Source organism: Mediterraneibacter sp. ICN-202921 (assembly GCF_037890075.1).
In the GTDB taxonomy this organism is placed as follows: Bacteria; Bacillota; Clostridia; order Lachnospirales; family Lachnospiraceae; genus Mediterraneibacter; species Mediterraneibacter massiliensis.
Window position 1 is genome coordinate 55,193 of record NZ_JBBKBE010000011.1, and the last position, 19,394, is coordinate 74,586.

Sequence of the window (19,394 nt, forward strand, 5' to 3'; positions counted from 1 at the left end):
AAAAAGGAGTTTTGCAGTATGAGAGTAATAGACTTCAAAGACGCAAAGTGCCGGCATTGCTATAAATGTGTCCGCTACTGTGCGGTAAAAGCAATTTCTGTCAAAGATGAACAGGCACATATCATGTTGGATCACTGTATCAACTGCGGGAGATGCCTGGAAGTCTGTCCGCAGAATGCGAAGACATTCGCAAGTGATATGGAACGAGTAAAAGGATATCTGCGACAGGGGATTAAGACCATTATTTCGATCGCTCCTTCCTATGCGGGAGTATTAGAATTTGACAAACCGGGGCAGGTGGTGGATGCTCTGCTCAAACTTGGTTTTGCTGAAGTAAGAGAAACGGCAGAAGGTGCTGCACTGGTGACGAACGAATATAAGAAGATCATCCGGGAAAATAAGATGCCGAATATCATCACGACCTGCTGTCCAAGTGTGAACGATCTGATCGAAAAGTACTATCCGGAGTGTGTGCCTCTTATGGCGCCTGTTGTATCGCCCATGATCGCCCATGGGAGATATATTAAGAAAATATATGGAGATGATGTGAAGGTTGTATTTTTAGGCCCCTGTATCGCCAAGAAGCAGGAGGCAATCGGAGACGAGAGAGTGTTTGGGGCAATCGATGCGATCCTGACATTTGAGGAACTTGCCATTTGGCTGGAAGAAGCCGGCATCGATATTTATCAGTGTGAGGAAAAAGCAATGGGAAATCCAGATCCGAGGATCAATCGTCTGTATCCTGTCAGCGGCGGGATCGTACAGTCGGTGGTAACAGAGGAAGAGGCGGACACATACCACAAGGTATATGTGGATGGGCTGGAAAACTGTATGGAAATGCTGGAATGTCTGAAAAAAGGAGAATTGACACACTGTTTTATCGAGGCAAATGTTTGTGAGGGAGGCTGCGCGAAAGGACCGGCATCTGCCCGGTGGAATACCTCCTATGTAAAAGCAAAAGTGAAGATCGCTAATATTGTGGCACACAAAGCGATGGAAAAGCTGCCGGATATGAATACGCAGGAACTGGAGAAGAAATTCCGGGACAACCGACTGTCAGACCGGATACCTTCAGAACAGGAAATACGGGAAATACTAAGATCTACAGGAAAATATGCACCGGAGGATGAACTTAACTGCGGCGCCTGCGGCTATCCGACTTGCCGGGATAAAGCAATCGCGGTATCCCAGGGAAAAGCGGAACTGTCGATGTGTATGCCGTATGCGCTGAATCAGGCAGAGTCTATGTCCAATGTGGTAATGGACGTGACGCCTAATATGATCTTTGTCATTGGCAGTGATCTGAAAATATTGGACTGTAATAAAAAAGCACAGGAACTGCTTGGAGTCGGCAGAGAGGAGGCTGTGCAGCGCTATATTTTTGAATTTATAGAGACAGAGGACATTGAAGAAACACTGCGGACAAAAGAACCGATCATACATAAGAAGATCCGTCTGGAGCATGGAAGGATGACAGCAGAAGAAACAATTGTCTATATTGAGAATCTGGACTCTGTACTGGTTACCTTCCAGGATGTGACAAGAGAAGAGAAAATGAAAGAGCAGCACTATCACCTGAAAGTAGAGACAGTGGAAATGGCGCAGAAAGTTATTGAAAAGCAGATGATGGTGGCACAGGAAATAGCAGGACTCTTAGGCGAGACAACGGCAGAGACAAAGGTGACGCTGACAAAGCTTCGGGATTCCATCTTAGAAGAGGAGGACTGATGTATGAGTGTGAGCATTGATGTTGCCTGGAAAAGCCTGAACAAATACCAGGAAGAATTGTGCGGAGATAAGGTGGAGATCCTAAAGACGGAAGATTCTGATATTCTGATCCTTGCAGACGGAATGGGGAGCGGAGTAAAAGCAAATATTCTGGCCACGCTCACTTCTAAAATACTGGGGACGATGCTTCATGAAGGAGCGGCGTTGGACTCCTGTGTAGAGACGATCGCGAAGACGCTCCCAATCTGTCGGGTCAGAAAAGTGGCCTATGCGACTTTTTCCATCCTGCAGATTTTTCACAGCGGGGAAGCCTATCTGGTGGAGTTTGACAATCCGGGCTGTGTATTTATCCGGGATGGGAAAATCGTACAATATCCTTATCAGGAGAGAACGATCGAAGGGAAAAAAATTCATGAATACAGGTTTCAGGTTAAGAAAAATGACTGTTTTGTATTAATGAGTGACGGTGTGATCTATGCAGGAGCAGGAGAAATATTGAACTTGCAGGGATGGACCTGGGAAAGTATGGCAGAATATACGCTGCGCTGTACAAAGAAAACACTGTCCGCTTCCCGACTTGCAGCACTGTTGAGCCAGGCATGTGATGAATTGTATGAAGAACGGCCGGGAGACGATACGACGGTGGCAGTGGCAAGAGTGATTGAAAGAAAAGTGGTAAATATTTTTACCGGGCCGCCGAAAGACAAAGCAGACGATGAAAAATTAATGTATGATTTTATGCATGCGGAAGGAAAGAAAATTGTCTGTGGGGGAACAAGCGCGAATATAGCGGCGCGTATCCTACATAAGGACATTATCACACGTGTAGATCATACGTCCCCGGATGTGCCGCCTATGGCTGTTATAGAAGGGCTGGATCTGGTGACAGAAGGGGTTTTGACGCTGGGAAAAGTGTTAAAGCTTTTGAGACGCTATGTAAAAGACGAGTTTGATGTAGAGTTTTTTGATGAACTGGACGCAGACAACGGGGCATCCAGACTGGCGAAAATATTGATAGAAGAGTGTACGGAGCTTAAATTGTTTGTGGGAACAGCCGTCAATGCGGCGCATAAGAACTCGGAGTTAAGTTTCGATCTAAGTATGCGAATGAATCTGGTAGGACAGCTTCTGCAGGTGACAGAAGAGATGGGGAAAAAAGCGACGGTAGAATACTATTAAAAGATTGGCTTCTCTGCTATGTCAGAGAAGCCAATACCAATTCAGAAAGAAAAATTGTCCTCCTATGGAACAGATCAGATAGAGAGCGGCTTCCCATTTTGAGAGTGAGACGGCTTTTCTTTTTCGATTTTGAAAGCAAAGCTCAAAGAACTTCCAGAAAAAGAAGCCGATCATTGCGCCCAGTGTATTCATGAGCAGATCGTCTATATCTGTCCGTCTTCTGTTAAAAAGCTGACATATTTCTATGGAAAGAGACCAGGAGGAGGCGGCAAGCACTACGTTTGTGAGAGTCTGGAACTCTTTCCAGATGAGTGGGAGCAAAAAACCCAAAGGCATAAACATGAATGCGTTTAAAAAACAGGTGCCAAAGGAAGTGTTCGAAAAAGGAAGCAGATTGATTTCCTCAAGGCGGATGACTGCACCGAATTTCCCGATATCCCATATCGTTCCGATTCCCGTTGTTTCCAGTACCATATACAGATAAAAAAGAAAGATGCAGATCCATATAAGATGGAGACCAAGATAAGAGAGACGCCGCAGTGGATATTTGTGCCGCAGATCAAGATACAATAAAAGACTGCAGAGCAGACATGGAACAAAAACGCATAAAAGCGGATACATGAAAAATTTCATAAAGAATTCCTCCCGTTTCCTTTTGGACTGATATTATCAGTATAGAGAAAAGAGATTAGGAAACCGAAAAGAAATTCTTAAGAATTTTTGTAGGTTTTAGATGAGTTTTAGGCAGAGTGAGAGGAAATACTTGCCGGGTATCTCATTTAGTGGTATGATGGACATCAGTGATTGAATACAGAAAGGAAAAAAGAACGTGACCTATCAAGAAGCAAGGGTATATTTGGACGAAGTGTCGAAATACGGAAGTGTACTTGGCTTGGATACAATCCGAGGTCTGTTGCGTGAGCTTGGCGATCCCCAGAATGATCTAAAGTTCATACATATTGCAGGAACGAATGGAAAAGGTTCTGTACTTGCATACACTTCAACCATTTTAAGTGAGGCAGGATACAGGATCGGGCGCTATGTTTCACCGACAGTGGTTTCCTATTTGGAGAGGATCCAGATAGACGGCAAAATGATAACAGAGGAGTCCTTTGCAGGACTGACGCAGAGAATAAAAGAAGCGATTGCCCGAATGAAGGCTGCGGGAAAACCCCATCCGACAGTTTTCGAGATAGAGACGGCGATGGCTTTTTTGTATTTTCGGGAAGAAAAGTGTGATCTTGTTGTTTTAGAAACAGGGCTTGGCGGTGCACTGGATGCGACGAATATAATAGAAAACGTGCTGTGCGCGGTATTTGCTTCTATTAGCAGAGATCATATGGGGATATTGGGAAATACAGTAGAAGCGATCACAGAAAATAAGGCAGGCATCATAAAGCAAGGCTGTACAGTGGTTACGACAAGACAGCAGGAAAAAGTGAAAGAAATCTTGCAAAAAAAAGCGAATAAAAAAGCGTGTCCATTTATAGAAGCAGATATGAGCGCAGTGGAAATACTGGAAGGATCCTATAAGGGAAGCTGTTTTTCCTATAAAGAGTATCCCCGGATACGTACATGTCTGGCAGGAAATAATCAGGTGGAGAATGCCGTGACCGCGCTGGAGATTATAGAAGTGCTGAAAGACAAAGGGTATGAGATCGCACCGAACTGTGTGTATCGGGGAATGGAAAAGACGAGATGGACAGGCAGGTTTTCCTGCATTTTAGAACATCCTCTCATGATCCTGGATGGAGCGCACAATGAAGATGCGGCACGGCGCCTGTATGAAAATGTGACAGCTTATCTGCCGGGGCGACGGCTGATCTACATTATGGGAGTATTTAAAGATAAGGAATACGCAAAGATTGTACAGATCATGTGCCCTCTCGCGGCATCCGTCCATACGGTGGATCTGCCGGATAAAGAGAGATCGCTTTCGGCAGAGAAGCTGGCTGAGGAAGCAGAAAAATATTGCCCGGCGGCGCAGGCGGAAAAAAGTATCGAAAATGCGGTGGACAAAGCGATGGCGGAGGCGGGAGAAGAAGATGCGATCCTGGTGTTCGGTTCGCTGTCTTATCTGGGCGAAGTTTTGGAGATTGTGAAAAAAAGGAGAGAAATAGATGATAGATGAGGAGAAGGTAAAGCAGGGGATCCGGCTTCTGTTGGAAGGAATAGGTGAAGATATAAATCGGGAAGGTCTTTTGGAGACACCGGACAGGATCGCTCGTATGTATCGAGAGATATGCGGGGGAATGGAAGAAGATGCAGGACAACATCTTTTGAAAACTTTTCACGTGGACAGTAGTGAGATGGTAATAGAAAAGGACATTACCTTTTATTCGACCTGCGAACATCATCTGCTCCCCTTTTATGGAAAGGCGCATATTGCGTATATACCGAACGGGAAGGTCGTGGGTTTAAGCAAGTTGGCACGTACAGTGGAAGTGTTTGCGAGGAGACTGCAGTTGCAGGAACAGCTTACTGGTCAGATTGCGGACGCGCTGATGGAATATATAGATCCGAAAGGAGCAATTGTACTGTTGGAAGCAGAGCATATGTGCATGACTATGAGAGGAATCAAAAAACCGGGAAGCAAGACAGTTACATTAGCCCGTAGAGGAGCATTTCTCCGAGATCCTGCTCTGGAGGAACAGTTTTTCCGGATGCTGAGTCGTTAGGAGGGCTGCTAAGATGAAAAGAGTCAATGCGATCTGGGAACATCCTGTATTCCAGGCATATTATAAAAGGCTGCAGGAACTGGAAGCTGACAGGATTTTTTGCAGGCACCAGTTGGAACATCTGCTGGATACGGCGCGGATTGCATATATACAGAATCTGGAGGAACATCTGGGGTTAGAAAAGGAGTGGATCTACGCGGCTTCGCTTTTACATGATGTAGGAAAATGCTGTCAGTATGAGGAAGGAATACCTCATGAAGTGGCCTCTGCGCAGATTGCGGAGAAAATCTTACGTACACTGCCGAATGAGCAGTGTTTTACGGAAGAGGAAATACGGCAGATTGTAACGGCAGTCAAGGGACATAGAAAAGCGAGGGAAAATATGGAGCCGTTGGAAAAACTGCTCTGTGAAAGTGACAAGAAATCCCGGATGTGTTATGCATGTCCGGCAGAGAAACTGTGCAGTTGGTCTGAAGAAAAGAAAAATAAGGAGATAGAAAGGTGAAAATAGGGAATAGATTTTTTGATACAGAGAACAAGACATATATCATGGGTATCCTGAATGTGACGCCGGATTCTTTTTCTGACGGGGGACGATATAACCAGATGGATAAGGCGTTGTTTCACGCAGGAGAGATGATAGCGGACGGAGCGGATATTCTGGATATAGGCGGAGAATCTACAAGACCCGGACATACACGGATCCCAGATGAAGAAGAAATCGACCGTGTCGTTCCGGTGATCGAGAAGATCAGGCAGGAATACGATATTCCGGTTTCTGTGGATACATATAAGAGCAAAGTGGCTAAGGCGGCGCTGGAGGCAGGCGCAGATCTGGTCAACGATATATGGGGGCTGAAGGCGGATGAGGAAATGGCGGCTTTGATCGCCGCATATAAGGTGCCCTGCTGTCTGATGCATAATCGTACAAATATGGAGTATAAAAATTTCCTGCAGGATTTTATAGAAGATCTGCAGGAGAGCGTAAAACTGGCACAGAAAGCCGGTATTGAAAAGGATAAGATCATTTTGGATCCAGGAGTAGGATTTGCCAAAACATGTGAGATGAACCTGGAGATCATACATCGTCTGGAGATTCTGCATGATCTCGGGTATCCGATCTTACTAGGGACATCCAGAAAATCAGTGATAGGGCTGACACTGGATCTCCCGGCAGAAGAAAGAGAAGAAGGCACGCTTGTGACGACTGTGTTTGGAGTACAAAAACGCTGCGCCTTTGTGCGAGTACATGATGTGAAGAAAAATAAACGGGCGGTGCAGATGACGGAAGCGTTGTTGAGGGAACACACAACAGACCGGTAAGAACGGGAAAGGAAATAAAAGAATGGACAAAATCAAGATAGAAGATCTGGAAGTGTTTGCCAGACATGGAGTATTTCCGGAAGAAAACGTGCTCGGACAGAAGTTTCTTGTCTCTGCCGTATTGTATGTAGATACAAGGAAAGCTGGAATGACAGATGAACTGACGGCTTCCATCCACTACGGAGAGGTCAGCCAGTTTATCGATCGTTTTATGAAAGAGAATACGTGTAAGCTGATCGAACGCGCGGCAGAGCGTCTGGCAGAAGAATTGCTTTTACATACGCCGCTTTTAAAAAAGATAAAATTGGAAATAAAAAAGCCATGGGCGCCTGTGGGACTGCCCCTCAAAACGGTATCTGTGGAGATCGAAAGAGGCTGGCATACCGCCTATATCGCGCTTGGATCGAATATGGGAGAGAAAGAGAAGTATCTGGATATGGCAGTGAGGAAGTTGAAAGAAACGAAAGGATGCAAAGTGGAGAAGGTGTCTTCTTATCTTGTAACGCCTCCTTATGGGTTTACAGAGCAGGAAGATTTCTTAAATGCATGTCTGGAACTGAAGACACTGCTCATGCCGGGTGAACTGCTTGCCAGGCTCCATGAGATCGAGCAGGAGGCCGGACGCGAAAGAGTGATCCATTGGGGACCGCGGACGCTGGATCTGGATATTATTTTTTATGATGATATGATCTGTCAGGAGGAAACACTTTGTATTCCCCATGTAGAGATGCATAAGAGGAAATTTGTCCTTGCGCCCTTGCATGAAATCGCGCCGTATAAGAGACATCCAGTATATGGGAAGACAGTCAGAGAGATGCTAGAAGAGCTGGGATAAACCCAGCTCCCTTTGTTTTATAGTAATTCTTCAAATGTGTCGTAAAACTGAGGGTAGGATACGTCTACACATTTACTGTCTAAGATCTGTGTATTGCCTTTGGCGATCAGTGCTGCAATGCTGAATGCCATAGCAATCCTGTGATCTAATAGTGTGTGGATGACAGCGCCTTTTAGTGGGCGGCCTCCATGGATCACTATACCATCTTCTGTGGCGGTGACTGCACAGCCCATGGCCAGCAGATTATCTGTGATCGTCTCGATCCGGTCCGTTTCTTTGACTTTTAATTCGGCGGCATCACGGATGATGGTGGTTCCTTCGGCCGCTGCTGCCATCACAGCGATGATCGGGATCTCGTCGATCAGAGTAGGAATGATGTCTCCTTCTATGGTAGTGCCGTGCAGAGTACTTGTGCGCACGAGAATATCGGCAATCGGTTCGCCGCTCTGGGTGTGTTCATTGAGAAGGGTGATGTCTGCCCCCATGTCTTCGCAGACCTTTAAAAGTCCTGCTCTGGTAGGATTGATGCCCACATTCTGGATCAAGATCTCGGAATCCGGGACCAACAGGCCGGCGGCAATAAAATATGCGGCAGAAGAAATATCGCCGGGTACAAGGATGCGCTGTCCATAGAGTTCTCTGCCTGGTTTTAGGGAGACAGTTGCCTGTGTGCTGTCCAGAGCATGGCTGGAATGGAGATCTGCTCCGAATTCTCTGAGCATAAGTTCTGTATGATTTCGGGAAAGGCTTGGTTCTGTCACAGAAGTTTCGGTGTCCGCATACAGACCGGCAAGAAGAATACAAGATTTTACTTGCGCAGATGCTACCGGAGAAGAATAGTGGATGCCATGAAGTTTTCCAGGTGTGATATAAAGCGGGGCACAGTCGTTTCGTAAAATACTGGAGATATTTGCGCCCATTTGCGTAAGTGGTTCCATGATCCGCTTCATAGGGCGGGCATTTAAAGAAGCATCTCCAGAAAGTTTGGAATCAAAAGGTTGTCCGGATAAAATACCGGCTAAGAGTCGGGTTGTTGTGCCGCTGTTTCCTACATCTAAAATATCTGTAGGCGGCATAAGTCCATGCAGCCCCTTTCCGTGTATACGAACAGAAGAACCGTTTTCTTCGATTTCGATCCCCAGTGTGCGGAAGCACTGGATCGTGGCGCGGCAGTCAGCTCCCTTTAAGAAATTTTTGACTTCTGTTATTCCATTCGCAATGGAACCAAACATGATACAGCGGTGAGACACAGATTTGTCTCCCGGTACGGTAATGGTTCCTTTTAAGCCATTGATACTGCATAATTCCATTTTTTTATCCAATCCTTTCTCGTATGTATTCTCCTTAAATCTCATAGACGATATATCGATATTTTCTAAGAAGCCGTCCGGCATTTTCAGAAGATCCCTCATCATAAAATTCAATGCGCAGAACACCTTCTTCGAATTCCCTGTTGTGGACGATACCGATATTTTTGATACTGATGTGGTTGCTTGCGAGTATCGTGGCAATCGTGGCAATCCCCCCGGCCTCGTCGACAATATCACAGTAAAGAGCAAATTGCTTTTTGATCGGACCGGCGGAAGAGTTGGGCACGGAATTCCGGTAATCTCTGGAAGATTCAAACATGGTATATAGTTTCTGCTCGGCTCCATTTTCAATCCAGGTTTTTGCCTGTTTTAGTTCCTCTATATATTGTTCCAGTATTTTTGCGATGTTTTCCTTGTTTTTCAGGCAGATCTGCTGCCACATGACCGGGGAGGAGGAGGCAATACGGGTAATGTCTTTGAAACCTCCGGCAGCCAGCATTTTCATAAGTTCTTCCTCTGTGTCAGTATCTTTTACAAAATTGACAAGGCAGGAAGCAATGATATGCGGCAGATGACTGATCGTGCCGGTGATCTGATCGTGTGTTTTATAGTCCGACAAAATCGGGAGCGCCTTTAAAGATTCTACGAAAGCGCAGTATGCCTGTACTTTTTCTTCTGATACTTTCGCGGATGGCGTGAGGATATAATATGCGTTTTCGATCAGATGCGCTTTCGAGTTGACAAAACCACTTTTTTCCGATCCGGCCATAGGATGTCCGCCGATAAAATATTCTTCCATACCAAGAGCGATGACTTCCTGGTGGATGGAAGTTTTGACACTGCCTACATCGGTGAGTATACAGTTTCTGTCCATATATTTTTCTAATTGAGAAAGATAGGCTGTATTATAAGAAATCGGAGCGCACAGAAAAATATAGTCACAGTGTTTGAAATTGTCGTCTATAGAAGAACAGGAGGTGTGGATCGTTCCTTCTGCGATTGCAAGAGCAAGAGTTTCTTTATTTTTATCAAATGCGATCAGCTCACAGTCCGGATAGTATAGCCGTATTGCTTTGGCAATAGAACCGCCGATCAGCCCAAGACCGATAAAACCAATTTTTTTAAGTGAGATAGTTGTATGCATGCTCATAGTCCTTTCTAAGGTATAACTCATGTCCAATATTTTATCACTTTGCATTATAAAAGTAAAATGGAAGATGCGTGTCAGAAAAAAATGTGGAATAGTTGTTAAAACTTAATAAAATAGTTGTAATTATTGTTGAGTTTTAGTACAATATACACATATGATATATGCGCGCAGAGAGAACGTGACGAGCTGTGCACATAGAAAACTACACACAAGGAGGCAGCAGCATGAAGGTTTACAGAACAGACGAGATTAGAAACGTAGTATTGCTCGGACATGGCGGGAGCGGAAAGACAAGTCTTGTAGAAGCGATGTTGTATGTATCGGGGGCATCTACACGCATGGGAAAGATCGCAGACGCAAATACAGTCGGTGATTTTGACAAAGAAGAACAGAAGCGCGGTTTCTCGATCAGTACCAGCCTGGTTCCAATAGAATGGGAAAAGGCAAAGATCAATATTCTGGATACACCGGGGTATTTTGATTTTGTCGGTGAAGTAGAAGAAGCAGTTAGTGCGGCGGACGCAGCGGTTATAGTAGTGTCGGGTAAGGCCGGTGTACAGGTAGGCACAGAAAAGGCATGGGAACTATGTGACAAATACAATCTTCCGCGCATGATCTATGTGACAGAGATGGACGTAGATGACGCAAGTTTTCGGCAGGTAGTCGAAGATCTGACCGCACGGTATGGAAAGAAGATAGCACCACATTTCCAGCCGATCCGTGAAAATGAAAAATTGGTCGGATATATCAATGTCATTAAAAATGCAGGCCGCCGCTATACAGGCGTGGGACAGCGAGAAGAATGCGAGATTCCGGAGTACTGTCTGCCCAACCTTCAGATCTTAAGAGACGCGCTTATGGAATCTGTGGCAGAGACAAGTGAAGAATTTATGGAAAGATATTTTAACGGGGAAGAATTCTCGGTTGAGGAGATACGTTCGGCGATGCGTACAGAGGTTATGGACGGAGATATCGTTCCTGTGGCAATGGGATCGAATCTGCAGGCGCAGGGGGTGGCAAATCTGCTCTCTGATATTGTAAGATTTTTCCCAAGTCCGGATAAGCGCACCTGTGCCGGTATCAATAGGACGACCAATGATATTTTTGAAGCAAATTATGACTTTGCAAAAGCAAAGACAGCATACGTATTTAAGACAATGGTAGATCCGTTTATCGGAAAATATTCATTCGTAAAAGTTTGTTCGGGCGTATTAAAAGGAGATGATGTCTTATACAATGCGGATGCAGAGGCAGAGGAAAAGCCCGGCAAACTCTATACAATGTGCGGGAACAAACCGTCTGAGGTATCGGAGTTGTTTGCAGGAGATATCGGAGCGATCGCGAAGCTGACCAACACCCGTACAGGTGACACACTTTCCACAAAAGGAACGACGGTCACCTACGCCAAGACAGAATATTCGGTACCATATACATACATGCGGTATCGTGTGAAGAATAAAGGCGATGAAGATAAAGTGTCGCAGGCACTTGCAAAGATGACCGCAGAAGATGTGACTCTGAAAGCGGTCAATGACAGCGAGAACAGGCAGACACTGCTGTATGGAATGGGCGAACAGCATTTGGAGATTGCGGCGAGCAAACTCGCGGCCAGGTATAAGGTGGAGATTACACTGGAGACGCCGAAAGTTGCTTTTAGAGAGACGATACGCAAAAAATCCGATGTAGATATGAAATATAAAAAGCAGACCGGTGGGCATGGACAGTATGGACATGTGAAGATGAAATTTGAACCTTCCGGAGATCTAGAAAAGCCGTTTGTATTTGAGGAATGTGTAGTCGGAGGAGCTGTGCCGAAAAACTACTTCCCGGCAGTGGAAAAAGGACTCCAGGATTCGGTATTGAAAGGTCCTCTTGCAGGGTATCCGGTAGTCGGCGTGAAAGCAATCCTCTATGACGGCTCTTATCACCCGGTAGATTCTTCTGAGATGGCGTTCAAGACAGCGACGAGCCAGGCATTCAAAAAAGGATTTATGGAGGCAGGACCGGTACTGATGGAACCGATCGCGTCTCTGAAAGTGACTGTGCCGGATGATTATACAGGAGATGTGATGGGAGACTTAAACAAGCGGCGTGGACGTGTGCTGGGCATGAATCCGATCGCAGGCGGCAAGCAGGTGATAGAAGCAGATATTCCAATGACCGGATTGTTTGGATACTGCACGACGCTGCGTTCCATGACCGGCGGCAGAGGAACTTATGAATATGACTTTGCAAGATATGAACAGGCACCGTCAGATGTACAGGAAAAAGAAATCGCGGCGAGAGAGTCAGGAGAATAGAAAAATATGTGGGAGGATGGGCAATGCCCTCCTCCCACAATGTATATAAAGTGAGAATAAAGAAAGTGCTAAAAGCATTGTAGTTTATACATAAAAGTGCTATAATTTGTCTGCCGTTGGCAAAAAGGAAAAATGAGAAGGAAAATCGAGGAAAAGACAAATGAAAATAGTAATTATCGGGGACGGCAAAGTAGGATATAAGCTTGCCCGGGCGCTTTCCGCCGAACAGTATGACATTGTCATGATTGACAGTAATGAGAAAAAACTAAAGGCAGCAATAGACCGTCTGGATATTTTTTGTGTGACCGGAGATGGGGGCAGCGTTGCTGTTCAGAAAGAAGCAGACGTTCCCCATGCAGATCTGGTTATCGCATGTACTTCAACAGATGAATGCAATATGCTGAGTTGTTTGATCGCAAAACGGCTTGGAGCCAGGCACACGATCGCGAGAGTAAGAAATCCAATGTATTATCAGCAGATCGATATTTTGAAGGAAGATCTGCATTTAAGTATGGTAGTCAATCCGGAACTTACCATGGCAGGAGAAATCTCCAGGCTTTTGCTTTTCCCGGATGCAAGTAAGATAGAGACATTTGTAAAAGGACGGGTGGAACTTATAGAGTATGTGTTGGCAAAAAAGAGTCCTTTGATCGGAATGTCTCTTGCCCAGATGTATACGAGATCGCAGATCAAGCTTCTGGTATGCGCGGTAGAAAGGGGCGGAGAGGTTTTTATCCCGTCGGGAGATTATATATTGGAAGAAGGGGACAGAATACACATTGCCGCATCACATAAAGAGATCGAGCAGTTCTTTAAGCTTGCAGGATACCATAAACAAAAAATCAGGAAAGTAATCCTCTGCGGCGGAGGAAGGGTCAGCTATTATCTTGCCGTCCAGCTGCTTTCTATCGGCATGCAGGTTAAGATTATCGAGAAAGTAGAAGAAAAGTGTGAGAAATTAAGTGAGCTCTTGCCAAAGGCGACGATCATCAACGGTGATGCTTCAGATCATGATCTGCTGATAGAGGAAGGCATAGGAGAAGCAGACGCTTTTATCGCGCTGACAGGTATGGATGAGGAAAATATCATCATGTCTCTATTTGCCAAAGGACAGGGAGTAGATAAGATCATTGTTAAGATCAATGAGGATCGGAGAGCAAAGATGATAGAGGACTTTGGCCTGGACAGCATTGTATCGGCAAAAACCGTGACAGCAGATGCTATACTTAGTTATGTACGGGCAAGGAGAAATTCACAGGGAAGTGTAAATGTGGAAACGCTCTATCAGCTTGTAGATGATAAGATAGAGGCACTGGAATTTATTGTAAAATCAGAGACAGAATATACCGGAGTTCCGTTAAAAGAATTGCCATTGAAATCCAATAATCTGATCGCATGTATTGCGAGAAAGCGAAAAATCATTATTCCGAATGGCGAGGACTGTATCCAGGTGGGAGACAGTGTGATCGTTGTGACCATGGAAAAACAGATCCAGGATATTCGGGATATTTTGATGTAGGTGCGGCTCATGAATAAGAGGATGATATTATATATTTTAGGGAAAATGCTGGGGGTAGAAGGAGCAGTACTTTTGATTCCAGCGCTGGTTTCTTTCTTATATGGGGAGGAAAGTTCTCTGTCTTTTTTAATCGTCAGTGTAGTATTAGGGCTTCTTTTTTTCCTCTTCGGGAAAAAGGCTCCGCAGGAAAAGACGATATACGGAAAGGAAGGATTTGTGATCGTCGGGATTGCATGGGTACTGTGGTCTTTATTCGGTGCACTGCCGTTTTTTCTTTCCGGAAGCATCCCCAATTATCTGGATGCGTTTTTTGAGACAGTTTCCGGTTTTACGACAACAGGATCTACAATACTGACAGATATTGAAATACTGCCTAAAGGGATTGCTTTTTGGCGAAGTCTGACGCATTGGATAGGCGGGATGGGCGTGCTCGTGTTCGTCATGATGCTGACGACCTTGGAAGATGATCACTCTATGCATTTGATGCGTGCAGAAGTTCCGGGACCGGAGGCAGATAAGCTGGTGCCCAGGGCGAGGCATTCGGCGAAGATCCTATACGCAATGTATTTTGTGCTGACTGTTGCAGAAGTGATCATGCTCATGCTCGGCGGGATGAGTTTTTATGATGCATTGCTTCATGCTTTTAGTACTGCGGGAACGGGAGGCTTCTCCAACAGAAACGCAAGCGTGGCCTATTATGACAGCGCGTATATTGACGGTGTGATCACGGTTTTTATGATTTTATTCGGAGTTAATTTTAATTTATATTTTCTGATCCGGTTAAAAAAATGGAAAAGTGCGTTGAAAAATGAAGAACTGCGGACATATCTTGGGATCATCGCGGCTTCTGTTGCTGTGATCACGATCAATATTTCTCATATGTATGAAGGCGTGGCAGAGGCTTTCCGCTATGCCTCTTTCCAAGTGGCCTCCATTATTACGACAACCGGTTTTTGTACGGCAAATTATGATCTGTGGCCGGAATTGTCCAAGGCTATCTTGCTTGCCTTGATGGTCGTGGGAGCGTGCGCAGGGAGCACAGGCGGCGGGATCAAAGTTTCAAGACTGCTGATCTTGTTAAAGACAATCCGGCAGGAGATAAGAAGGATACTGCATCCGAAATCTGTGACGATCGTGCGGGTGAATGGGAAAAAAGTAGGTCGGGATACAATGCAGGGTGTATATCTTTACTTTATTGCATACATACTGGTCATTATAGGATCCATACTTCTTGTATCTATTGATAATTTTGACTTTGCGACTTCCTTCAGCGGAGTACTGACAACGGTAAACAATGTGGGACCGGGTATCGCGCAGGTAGGGCCGATTGAGAATTTCCATATGTTCTCCCCTTTGTCCAAGATTGTTTTTTGCATAGATATGCTGGTTGGACGTCTGGAAATTATTCCTTATCTGATTATCTTTTCACCAGATCTGTGGAGAAGGAAATTTTAATGTACAGCGAAGATAAAGAGGGAACGAGACAATTTTGTTATTTCATTTTAGGAGGAAAAGATGAAAAATTTTAAGACAAAGATTATGGCAGTGATTGCAGTCCTGCTTTTGGCGGGAATTTATTATTACGTGGCTCTGCCTGCGATTAATATCCATTCTACGGGATTTTGGATATTTCTCATTATGCTCCTTGTTTTGGCGGCAGTATATTATGTGAGGAAAAAGAGGTTAAACAGATACGAGTTAAAAACTTCTAAAGGGCTGAAGGTTATTCTGGGGATATTAGCGGCTGTTGTGATCGTCTATCTTGCAGGAACACTTTTGTCTTCTCCGATCGTCAACGCCAGAAAATATCAAAAACTGATGTCTGTGGATAACGGAGAGTTTTCAAAAGACATCGAGGAACTTTCATTTGACCAGATTCCACTTTTGGATAAGGATTCGGCGGCAATCTTAGGGAACAGGAAGATGGGAAGTATGGTAGATATGGTCTCCCAGTTTGAGGTAGATGAACTGTACAGTCAGATCAACTACCAGAACCAGCCTGTGCGGGTATCTCCTTTGCGGTATGCCAACATCATCAAATGGCTGACAAACCAGAGCGAAGGGATTCCGGCGTATATCAAGATAGACATGGCGACACAGAACACAGAGTTGGTAAAATTGGACGAGGGCATGAAATATACGGAAAGCGATCATTTCAACCGAAATATTTACCGACATCTGCGTTTTAAATATCCGACATATATTTTTAACGATCTTAGTTTTGAGATTGATGATTCAGGGGTTCCGTATTGGATATGTCCGGTGAAAAAATTTAATATTGGCCTGTTTGGCGGAGAAACGATCGGAAGAGTCGTGCTGTGCAATGCGGTCACCGGAGAGACAGAAGATTATAGTATAGAAGATGCACCGGAATGGATAGACCGGGCATACTCTGCTGATCTGCTGGTGGAATTGTATGATTATTATGGAACGTTAAAGCATGGGTTTTTTAACAGTATATTAGGACAGAAAGATTGTCTTCACACGACAGACGGCTATAATTATCTGGCGATCAATGATGATGTCTGGGTATATACCGGGGTAACTTCTATCACAGGAGATCAGTCTAATGTAGGATTTGTACTGATGAACCAGCGTACTATGGAAACAAAGTTCTACGAAGTAGAGGGAGCGACAGAGTCATCGGCGATGTCGTCCGCGGAAGGTCAGGTACAGAATCTGAAATATAAGGCTGCTTTCCCGCTCTTGCTTAATATTTCCGGGGAACCCACATATTTTATTGCTTTGAAGGATGATGCAGGTCTGGTGAAAAAATATGCGATGGTGAACGTGCAGAAATACCAGATCGTAGCGATCGGGGATACGGTCAGTGCGTGTGAAGATAACTACACGACACTTATGTATGAAAATGGCATTAAGCAGACAGAGGAAGACACGAGAGATATACTGACTGTTTCTGGAAAGATCACGAAGATAGCACAGAGTGTTATTGAAGGAAACTCACATTATTATATTATGCTGGAAGGTTCGGAAGACATCTTTGATATACCGGTCGTGGATTTCATTGATATCATCAAATTCAATGAAGGAGACGAGGTGACGGTAGAGTATAAAGAAGGAGAACCGAGCAATACAGTTTTGTCCTTGAATGGAAAAGAGGCAGTCAAGCAGATCGAGGACAGGGTAAGGGATGAAGAATGATAGTCCGGAAGAAAACAGGAAAATTTTAGAAAATAAGGATACAAAAAACAGCAGGGAGACATCTCTGCTGTTTTTTGTATGAAGATAAAAGACCTAATTTAATACAGTATAATCAGGAGAATCTATTTCTGGAATTTCATTCTTATCTGCGCTGATACTCAGATAGAACTCAATATTATTTTCGTTGGAGATTTTGCTTAGCTTTTGAAGAAAAGCAGGAAGGCTTTCTAATGTAATGTTTGCCTGTTTAAGAACACTGTCAATAAAAATTGCTTCAATATCATGGTTGCCGGCTACCATGCCGTAAAGGAACCCTACAAATTCCTCCAAAGTCAGAATATCCTTATAATCAGCCATACGGATCGCACGGATATTAAAATCTACAGTATACGTATCCTTGTGGCTTTTTTTAATTAAAACTACATTTCCGTTGGATGTCTTTACCTTTTCGTTGGCAAGGTTTATCATTTGTTGTGTTTTTCCGCTGCCTCTAGGGCCTGTTATTAAATTTACCATGGCGAATCTCTCCTTATATGTATGTATTTTTGAGACTTCTCACCTCTCAAAGATCTTATAAATATTATACACTAAAGCAGTGCATGGAACAACTAAAAAAAGGATAAAATAACAGAAAATCAAAGAAAGAATATAGTGAGAAAGTTTATCGAAAATATACGTTGAAAGAGGAAAAACGGTATGTTATCATAAGGTGAATTGAAAACTATTCTCAATATATAGGAGGGAAGCATGCCGGCGGAAGTCTTATCTTACTTTTTAAAAAACAGTGATCAGAAACTTCGTCTGAAGTTTCAAATTGTGCTTCAGTGCGCGCCCTTTTTAAAAGGGCTGAAGATTTCATCGGTGATCACGGTGGAAAGTATTCTCTACGAAGAGTTAGAAGAAATATTTCGGGAAATGGATATTTCCTATCGGAAACTTTGCAGTATGGAGGGGAAATCTCTTATTCTGTTTTTTCGTGCCAAAGAGTTGCAGGAGTATTTGATTCGCCCGGATATACGGAGTTTATTGGAAGCGTTTGGCTATCATAGCAAGAATCTGGAGCCATGTTTAAGTAGATTATCTGAACGAGTATGTGTTTTTTCTGAACGGGGAATGGGATTTCCTCATGAGATAGGCGTTTTCCTGGGATATCCGGCGGAGGATGTCAGTGGTTTTATCGAGAACGAAGGGCAGCGGTATCGGATGAGCGGATATTGGAAGGTATATGGGGATATTTCAGAAGCACAGACGACCTTCAATGCATACGACCGTGCTAAAGATCATGCAGTCAATGAATTTTTGATCGGAAAAAGTATTCAGGAAATTGCGCAATAGAATATTGACAAAATCTTTCTTCTTTGCATATGATAAGACATCGGTAAAATTTTATGGAAGACAAATAAAGGGGAGAGAATGCATATGGATACAAATACGCTGATCGGAATTTTTATACCGTTTGCCGGGACGACGCTTGGAGCGGCGATGGTCTTTTTTATGAGAAAAGGAATGAATGAAGCGCTGCAGAAACTTCTTCTAGGTTTTGCGTCGGGAGTGATGATTGCGGCATCTGTCTGGTCACTGCTGCTTCCGTCTATTGAGATGGCAGAACAAAAGGGCGGGATCGCCTGGATCCCAGCGGCAGGAGGTTTTTTACTTGGAATGGGATTTTTGCTGCTGTTGGATACGTTAACTCCGCATTTGCATTTTACAGAGGAAAAACCAGAAGGGGTTCCGGCCCATTTAAAAAAAACAACGATGCTTGTCCTGGCAGTGACTCTTCACAATATTCCGGAAGGCATGGCGGTAGGTGTTACATTTGCGGGCGTTTTGTCTCAGAATAATGTGATGACTATGGCAGGGGCATTTGCTCTGGCAGTCGGCATCGCGATCCAGAATTTCCCTGAGGGAGCTATTATCTCCATGCCTTTAAAAAGCCAGGGGCTATCTAAAGGAAGAGCTTTTGCATATGGAGCGTTGTCCGGGATCGTAGAGCCGATAGCGGCTTTTGGCACTATATTACTGACAGGATTGGTTGTACCTCTTTTGCCATATCTATTGTCTTTTGCCGCGGGCGCTATGATCTATGTGGTTGTAGAAGAACTGATCCCGGAGGCACAGATTGGAAAGCATTCCAATATCAGTACGATCGGGGTAGCGTTCGGTTTTGCTTTGATGATGATCTTGGATGTAGCGTTAGGCTGACTATTTAG

Annotated in this window: 17 protein-coding genes; 13 read left to right on the forward strand and 4 right to left on the reverse strand. The window is 44.3% G+C overall.

Annotated features, from left to right (window positions below):
• The first annotated feature begins 18 nt into the window (after nucleotides 1-18).
• Complete coding sequence (locus WKT01_RS09675) at nucleotides 19-1,728, forward strand: [Fe-Fe] hydrogenase large subunit C-terminal domain-containing protein (RefSeq protein ID WP_059068811.1); 1,710 nt, start codon at nucleotides 19-21, stop codon at nucleotides 1,726-1,728.
• A 3-nt stretch (nucleotides 1,729-1,731) separates the two neighbouring features.
• A complete protein-coding gene (locus WKT01_RS09680) occupies nucleotides 1,732-2,907 on the forward strand; it encodes a SpoIIE family protein phosphatase (RefSeq protein ID WP_059068813.1) in 1,176 nt (391 codons plus the stop codon).
• A gap of 21 nt (nucleotides 2,908-2,928) precedes the next feature.
• Here the strand turns inward: WKT01_RS09680 and WKT01_RS09685 are convergent, their stop codons facing one another.
• Complete coding sequence (locus WKT01_RS09685; protein WP_117974804.1) at nucleotides 2,929-3,540, reverse strand: VanZ family protein; 612 nt, start codon at nucleotides 3,538-3,540, stop codon at nucleotides 2,929-2,931.
• Between the two features lie 196 nt (nucleotides 3,541-3,736).
• Here WKT01_RS09685 and WKT01_RS09690 point away from each other — a divergent pair, with 196 nt between their 5' ends.
• Genes WKT01_RS09690 through folK form a run of 5 tightly spaced genes read left to right on the forward strand, consistent with a single transcriptional unit; the run spans nucleotide 3,737 to nucleotide 7,743 of the window.
• Nucleotides 3,737-5,038, forward strand: a complete 1,302-nt coding sequence (locus WKT01_RS09690) for a bifunctional folylpolyglutamate synthase/dihydrofolate synthase (RefSeq protein WP_117974806.1) — start codon at nucleotides 3,737-3,739, stop codon at nucleotides 5,036-5,038.
• Nucleotides 5,028-5,585 (forward strand): GTP cyclohydrolase I FolE, encoded by a 558-nt coding sequence (gene folE, locus WKT01_RS09695; RefSeq protein ID WP_117974808.1) that lies wholly within the window; start codon nucleotides 5,028-5,030, stop codon nucleotides 5,583-5,585. Before WKT01_RS09690 ends, folE begins: the two co-directional genes overlap by 11 nt.
• 13 nt (nucleotides 5,586-5,598) lie before the next feature.
• Nucleotides 5,599-6,090 (forward strand): HD domain-containing protein, encoded by a 492-nt coding sequence (locus WKT01_RS09700; protein ID WP_059068819.1) that lies wholly within the window; start codon nucleotides 5,599-5,601, stop codon nucleotides 6,088-6,090.
• Nucleotides 6,087-6,908 carry a dihydropteroate synthase gene (gene folP, locus WKT01_RS09705; RefSeq protein WP_340312214.1) on the forward strand — a complete coding sequence of 274 codons (822 nt, stop codon included), beginning with the start codon at nucleotides 6,087-6,089 and terminating at the stop codon, nucleotides 6,906-6,908. Before WKT01_RS09700 ends, folP begins: the two co-directional genes overlap by 4 nt.
• 22 nt (nucleotides 6,909-6,930) lie before the next feature.
• The gene (gene folK / locus WKT01_RS09710; RefSeq protein WP_340312216.1) at nucleotides 6,931-7,743 is read left to right on the forward strand and encodes a 2-amino-4-hydroxy-6-hydroxymethyldihydropteridine diphosphokinase; all 813 of its coding nucleotides are present in this window, start codon (nucleotides 6,931-6,933) and stop codon (nucleotides 7,741-7,743) included.
• A 17-nt stretch (nucleotides 7,744-7,760) separates the two neighbouring features.
• Here folK and aroA read toward each other — a convergent pair whose 3' ends face one another.
• Nucleotides 7,761-9,053: a 3-phosphoshikimate 1-carboxyvinyltransferase gene (gene aroA / locus WKT01_RS09715; RefSeq protein WP_340312228.1), complete on the reverse strand. Its 1,293-nt coding sequence runs from the start codon at nucleotides 9,051-9,053 to the stop codon at nucleotides 7,761-7,763.
• A 34-nt stretch (nucleotides 9,054-9,087) separates the two neighbouring features.
• Nucleotides 9,088-10,197 (reverse strand): prephenate dehydrogenase/arogenate dehydrogenase family protein, encoded by a 1,110-nt coding sequence (locus tag WKT01_RS09720; RefSeq protein WP_445299692.1) that lies wholly within the window; start codon nucleotides 10,195-10,197, stop codon nucleotides 9,088-9,090.
• Nucleotides 10,198-10,427: 230 nt separating this feature from the next.
• Between WKT01_RS09720 and WKT01_RS09725 the strand changes: the two genes are divergently transcribed.
• The 4 genes from WKT01_RS09725 to WKT01_RS09740 all read left to right on the forward strand — a co-directional run bounded on the left by WKT01_RS09725 (nucleotide 10,428) and on the right by WKT01_RS09740 (nucleotide 17,184).
• The gene (locus tag WKT01_RS09725) at nucleotides 10,428-12,503 is read left to right on the forward strand and encodes an elongation factor G (RefSeq protein WP_059068826.1); all 2,076 of its coding nucleotides are present in this window, start codon (nucleotides 10,428-10,430) and stop codon (nucleotides 12,501-12,503) included.
• A gap of 160 nt (nucleotides 12,504-12,663) precedes the next feature.
• Nucleotides 12,664-14,022, forward strand: a complete 1,359-nt coding sequence (gene trkA / locus WKT01_RS09730) for a Trk system potassium transporter TrkA (protein ID WP_340312220.1) — start codon at nucleotides 12,664-12,666, stop codon at nucleotides 14,020-14,022.
• A 9-nt stretch (nucleotides 14,023-14,031) separates the two neighbouring features.
• Nucleotides 14,032-15,477: a TrkH family potassium uptake protein gene (locus WKT01_RS09735; protein ID WP_340312222.1), complete on the forward strand. Its 1,446-nt coding sequence runs from the start codon at nucleotides 14,032-14,034 to the stop codon at nucleotides 15,475-15,477.
• A 60-nt stretch (nucleotides 15,478-15,537) separates the two neighbouring features.
• Nucleotides 15,538-17,184 (forward strand): CvpA family protein, encoded by a 1,647-nt coding sequence (locus WKT01_RS09740; RefSeq protein ID WP_340312224.1) that lies wholly within the window; start codon nucleotides 15,538-15,540, stop codon nucleotides 17,182-17,184.
• A 93-nt stretch (nucleotides 17,185-17,277) separates the two neighbouring features.
• Here WKT01_RS09740 and WKT01_RS09745 read toward each other — a convergent pair whose 3' ends face one another.
• On the reverse strand, nucleotides 17,278-17,700 hold the full coding sequence (locus WKT01_RS09745) for a hypothetical protein (RefSeq protein WP_117974816.1): 423 nt from the start codon (nucleotides 17,698-17,700) through the stop codon (nucleotides 17,278-17,280).
• Nucleotides 17,701-17,931: 231 nt separating this feature from the next.
• On the opposite strand from WKT01_RS09745, the gene WKT01_RS09750 reads away from it, so the two are divergent.
• Nucleotides 17,932-18,519: a DUF3793 family protein gene (locus tag WKT01_RS09750; RefSeq protein WP_340312227.1), complete on the forward strand. Its 588-nt coding sequence runs from the start codon at nucleotides 17,932-17,934 to the stop codon at nucleotides 18,517-18,519.
• Nucleotides 18,520-18,603: 84 nt separating this feature from the next.
• Nucleotides 18,604-19,386, forward strand: coding sequence for a ZIP family metal transporter (locus tag WKT01_RS09755; RefSeq protein ID WP_059068835.1), 783 nt, complete (start codon nucleotides 18,604-18,606; stop codon nucleotides 19,384-19,386).
• Nucleotides 19,387-19,394: the final 8 nt, after the last annotated feature.

Coding starts and splice junctions, on each gene's coding strand:
- WKT01_RS09675 (WP_059068811.1), top strand. CDS start 19: ATGAGAGTAATAGACTTCAAAGACGCAAAGTGCCGGCATTGCTATAAA.
- WKT01_RS09680 (WP_059068813.1), top strand. CDS start 1,732: ATGAGTGTGAGCATTGATGTTGCCTGGAAAAGCCTGAACAAATACCAG.
- WKT01_RS09685 (WP_117974804.1), bottom strand. CDS start 3,540: ATGAAATTTTTCATGTATCCGCTTTTATGCGTTTTTGTTCCATGTCTG.
- folE (WP_117974808.1), top strand. CDS start 5,028: ATGATAGATGAGGAGAAGGTAAAGCAGGGGATCCGGCTTCTGTTGGAA.
- WKT01_RS09700 (WP_059068819.1), top strand. CDS start 5,599: ATGAAAAGAGTCAATGCGATCTGGGAACATCCTGTATTCCAGGCATAT.
- folK (WP_340312216.1), top strand. CDS start 6,931: ATGGACAAAATCAAGATAGAAGATCTGGAAGTGTTTGCCAGACATGGA.
- aroA (WP_340312228.1), bottom strand. CDS start 9,053: ATGGAATTATGCAGTATCAATGGCTTAAAAGGAACCATTACCGTACCG.
- WKT01_RS09720 (WP_445299692.1), bottom strand. CDS start 10,197: ATGCATACAACTATCTCACTTAAAAAAATTGGTTTTATCGGTCTTGGG.
- WKT01_RS09725 (WP_059068826.1), top strand. CDS start 10,428: ATGAAGGTTTACAGAACAGACGAGATTAGAAACGTAGTATTGCTCGGA.
- trkA (WP_340312220.1), top strand. CDS start 12,664: ATGAAAATAGTAATTATCGGGGACGGCAAAGTAGGATATAAGCTTGCC.
- WKT01_RS09735 (WP_340312222.1), top strand. CDS start 14,032: ATGAATAAGAGGATGATATTATATATTTTAGGGAAAATGCTGGGGGTA.
- WKT01_RS09740 (WP_340312224.1), top strand. CDS start 15,538: ATGAAAAATTTTAAGACAAAGATTATGGCAGTGATTGCAGTCCTGCTT.
- WKT01_RS09745 (WP_117974816.1), bottom strand. CDS start 17,700: ATGGTAAATTTAATAACAGGCCCTAGAGGCAGCGGAAAAACACAACAA.
- WKT01_RS09750 (WP_340312227.1), top strand. CDS start 17,932: ATGCCGGCGGAAGTCTTATCTTACTTTTTAAAAAACAGTGATCAGAAA.
- WKT01_RS09755 (WP_059068835.1), top strand. CDS start 18,604: ATGGATACAAATACGCTGATCGGAATTTTTATACCGTTTGCCGGGACG.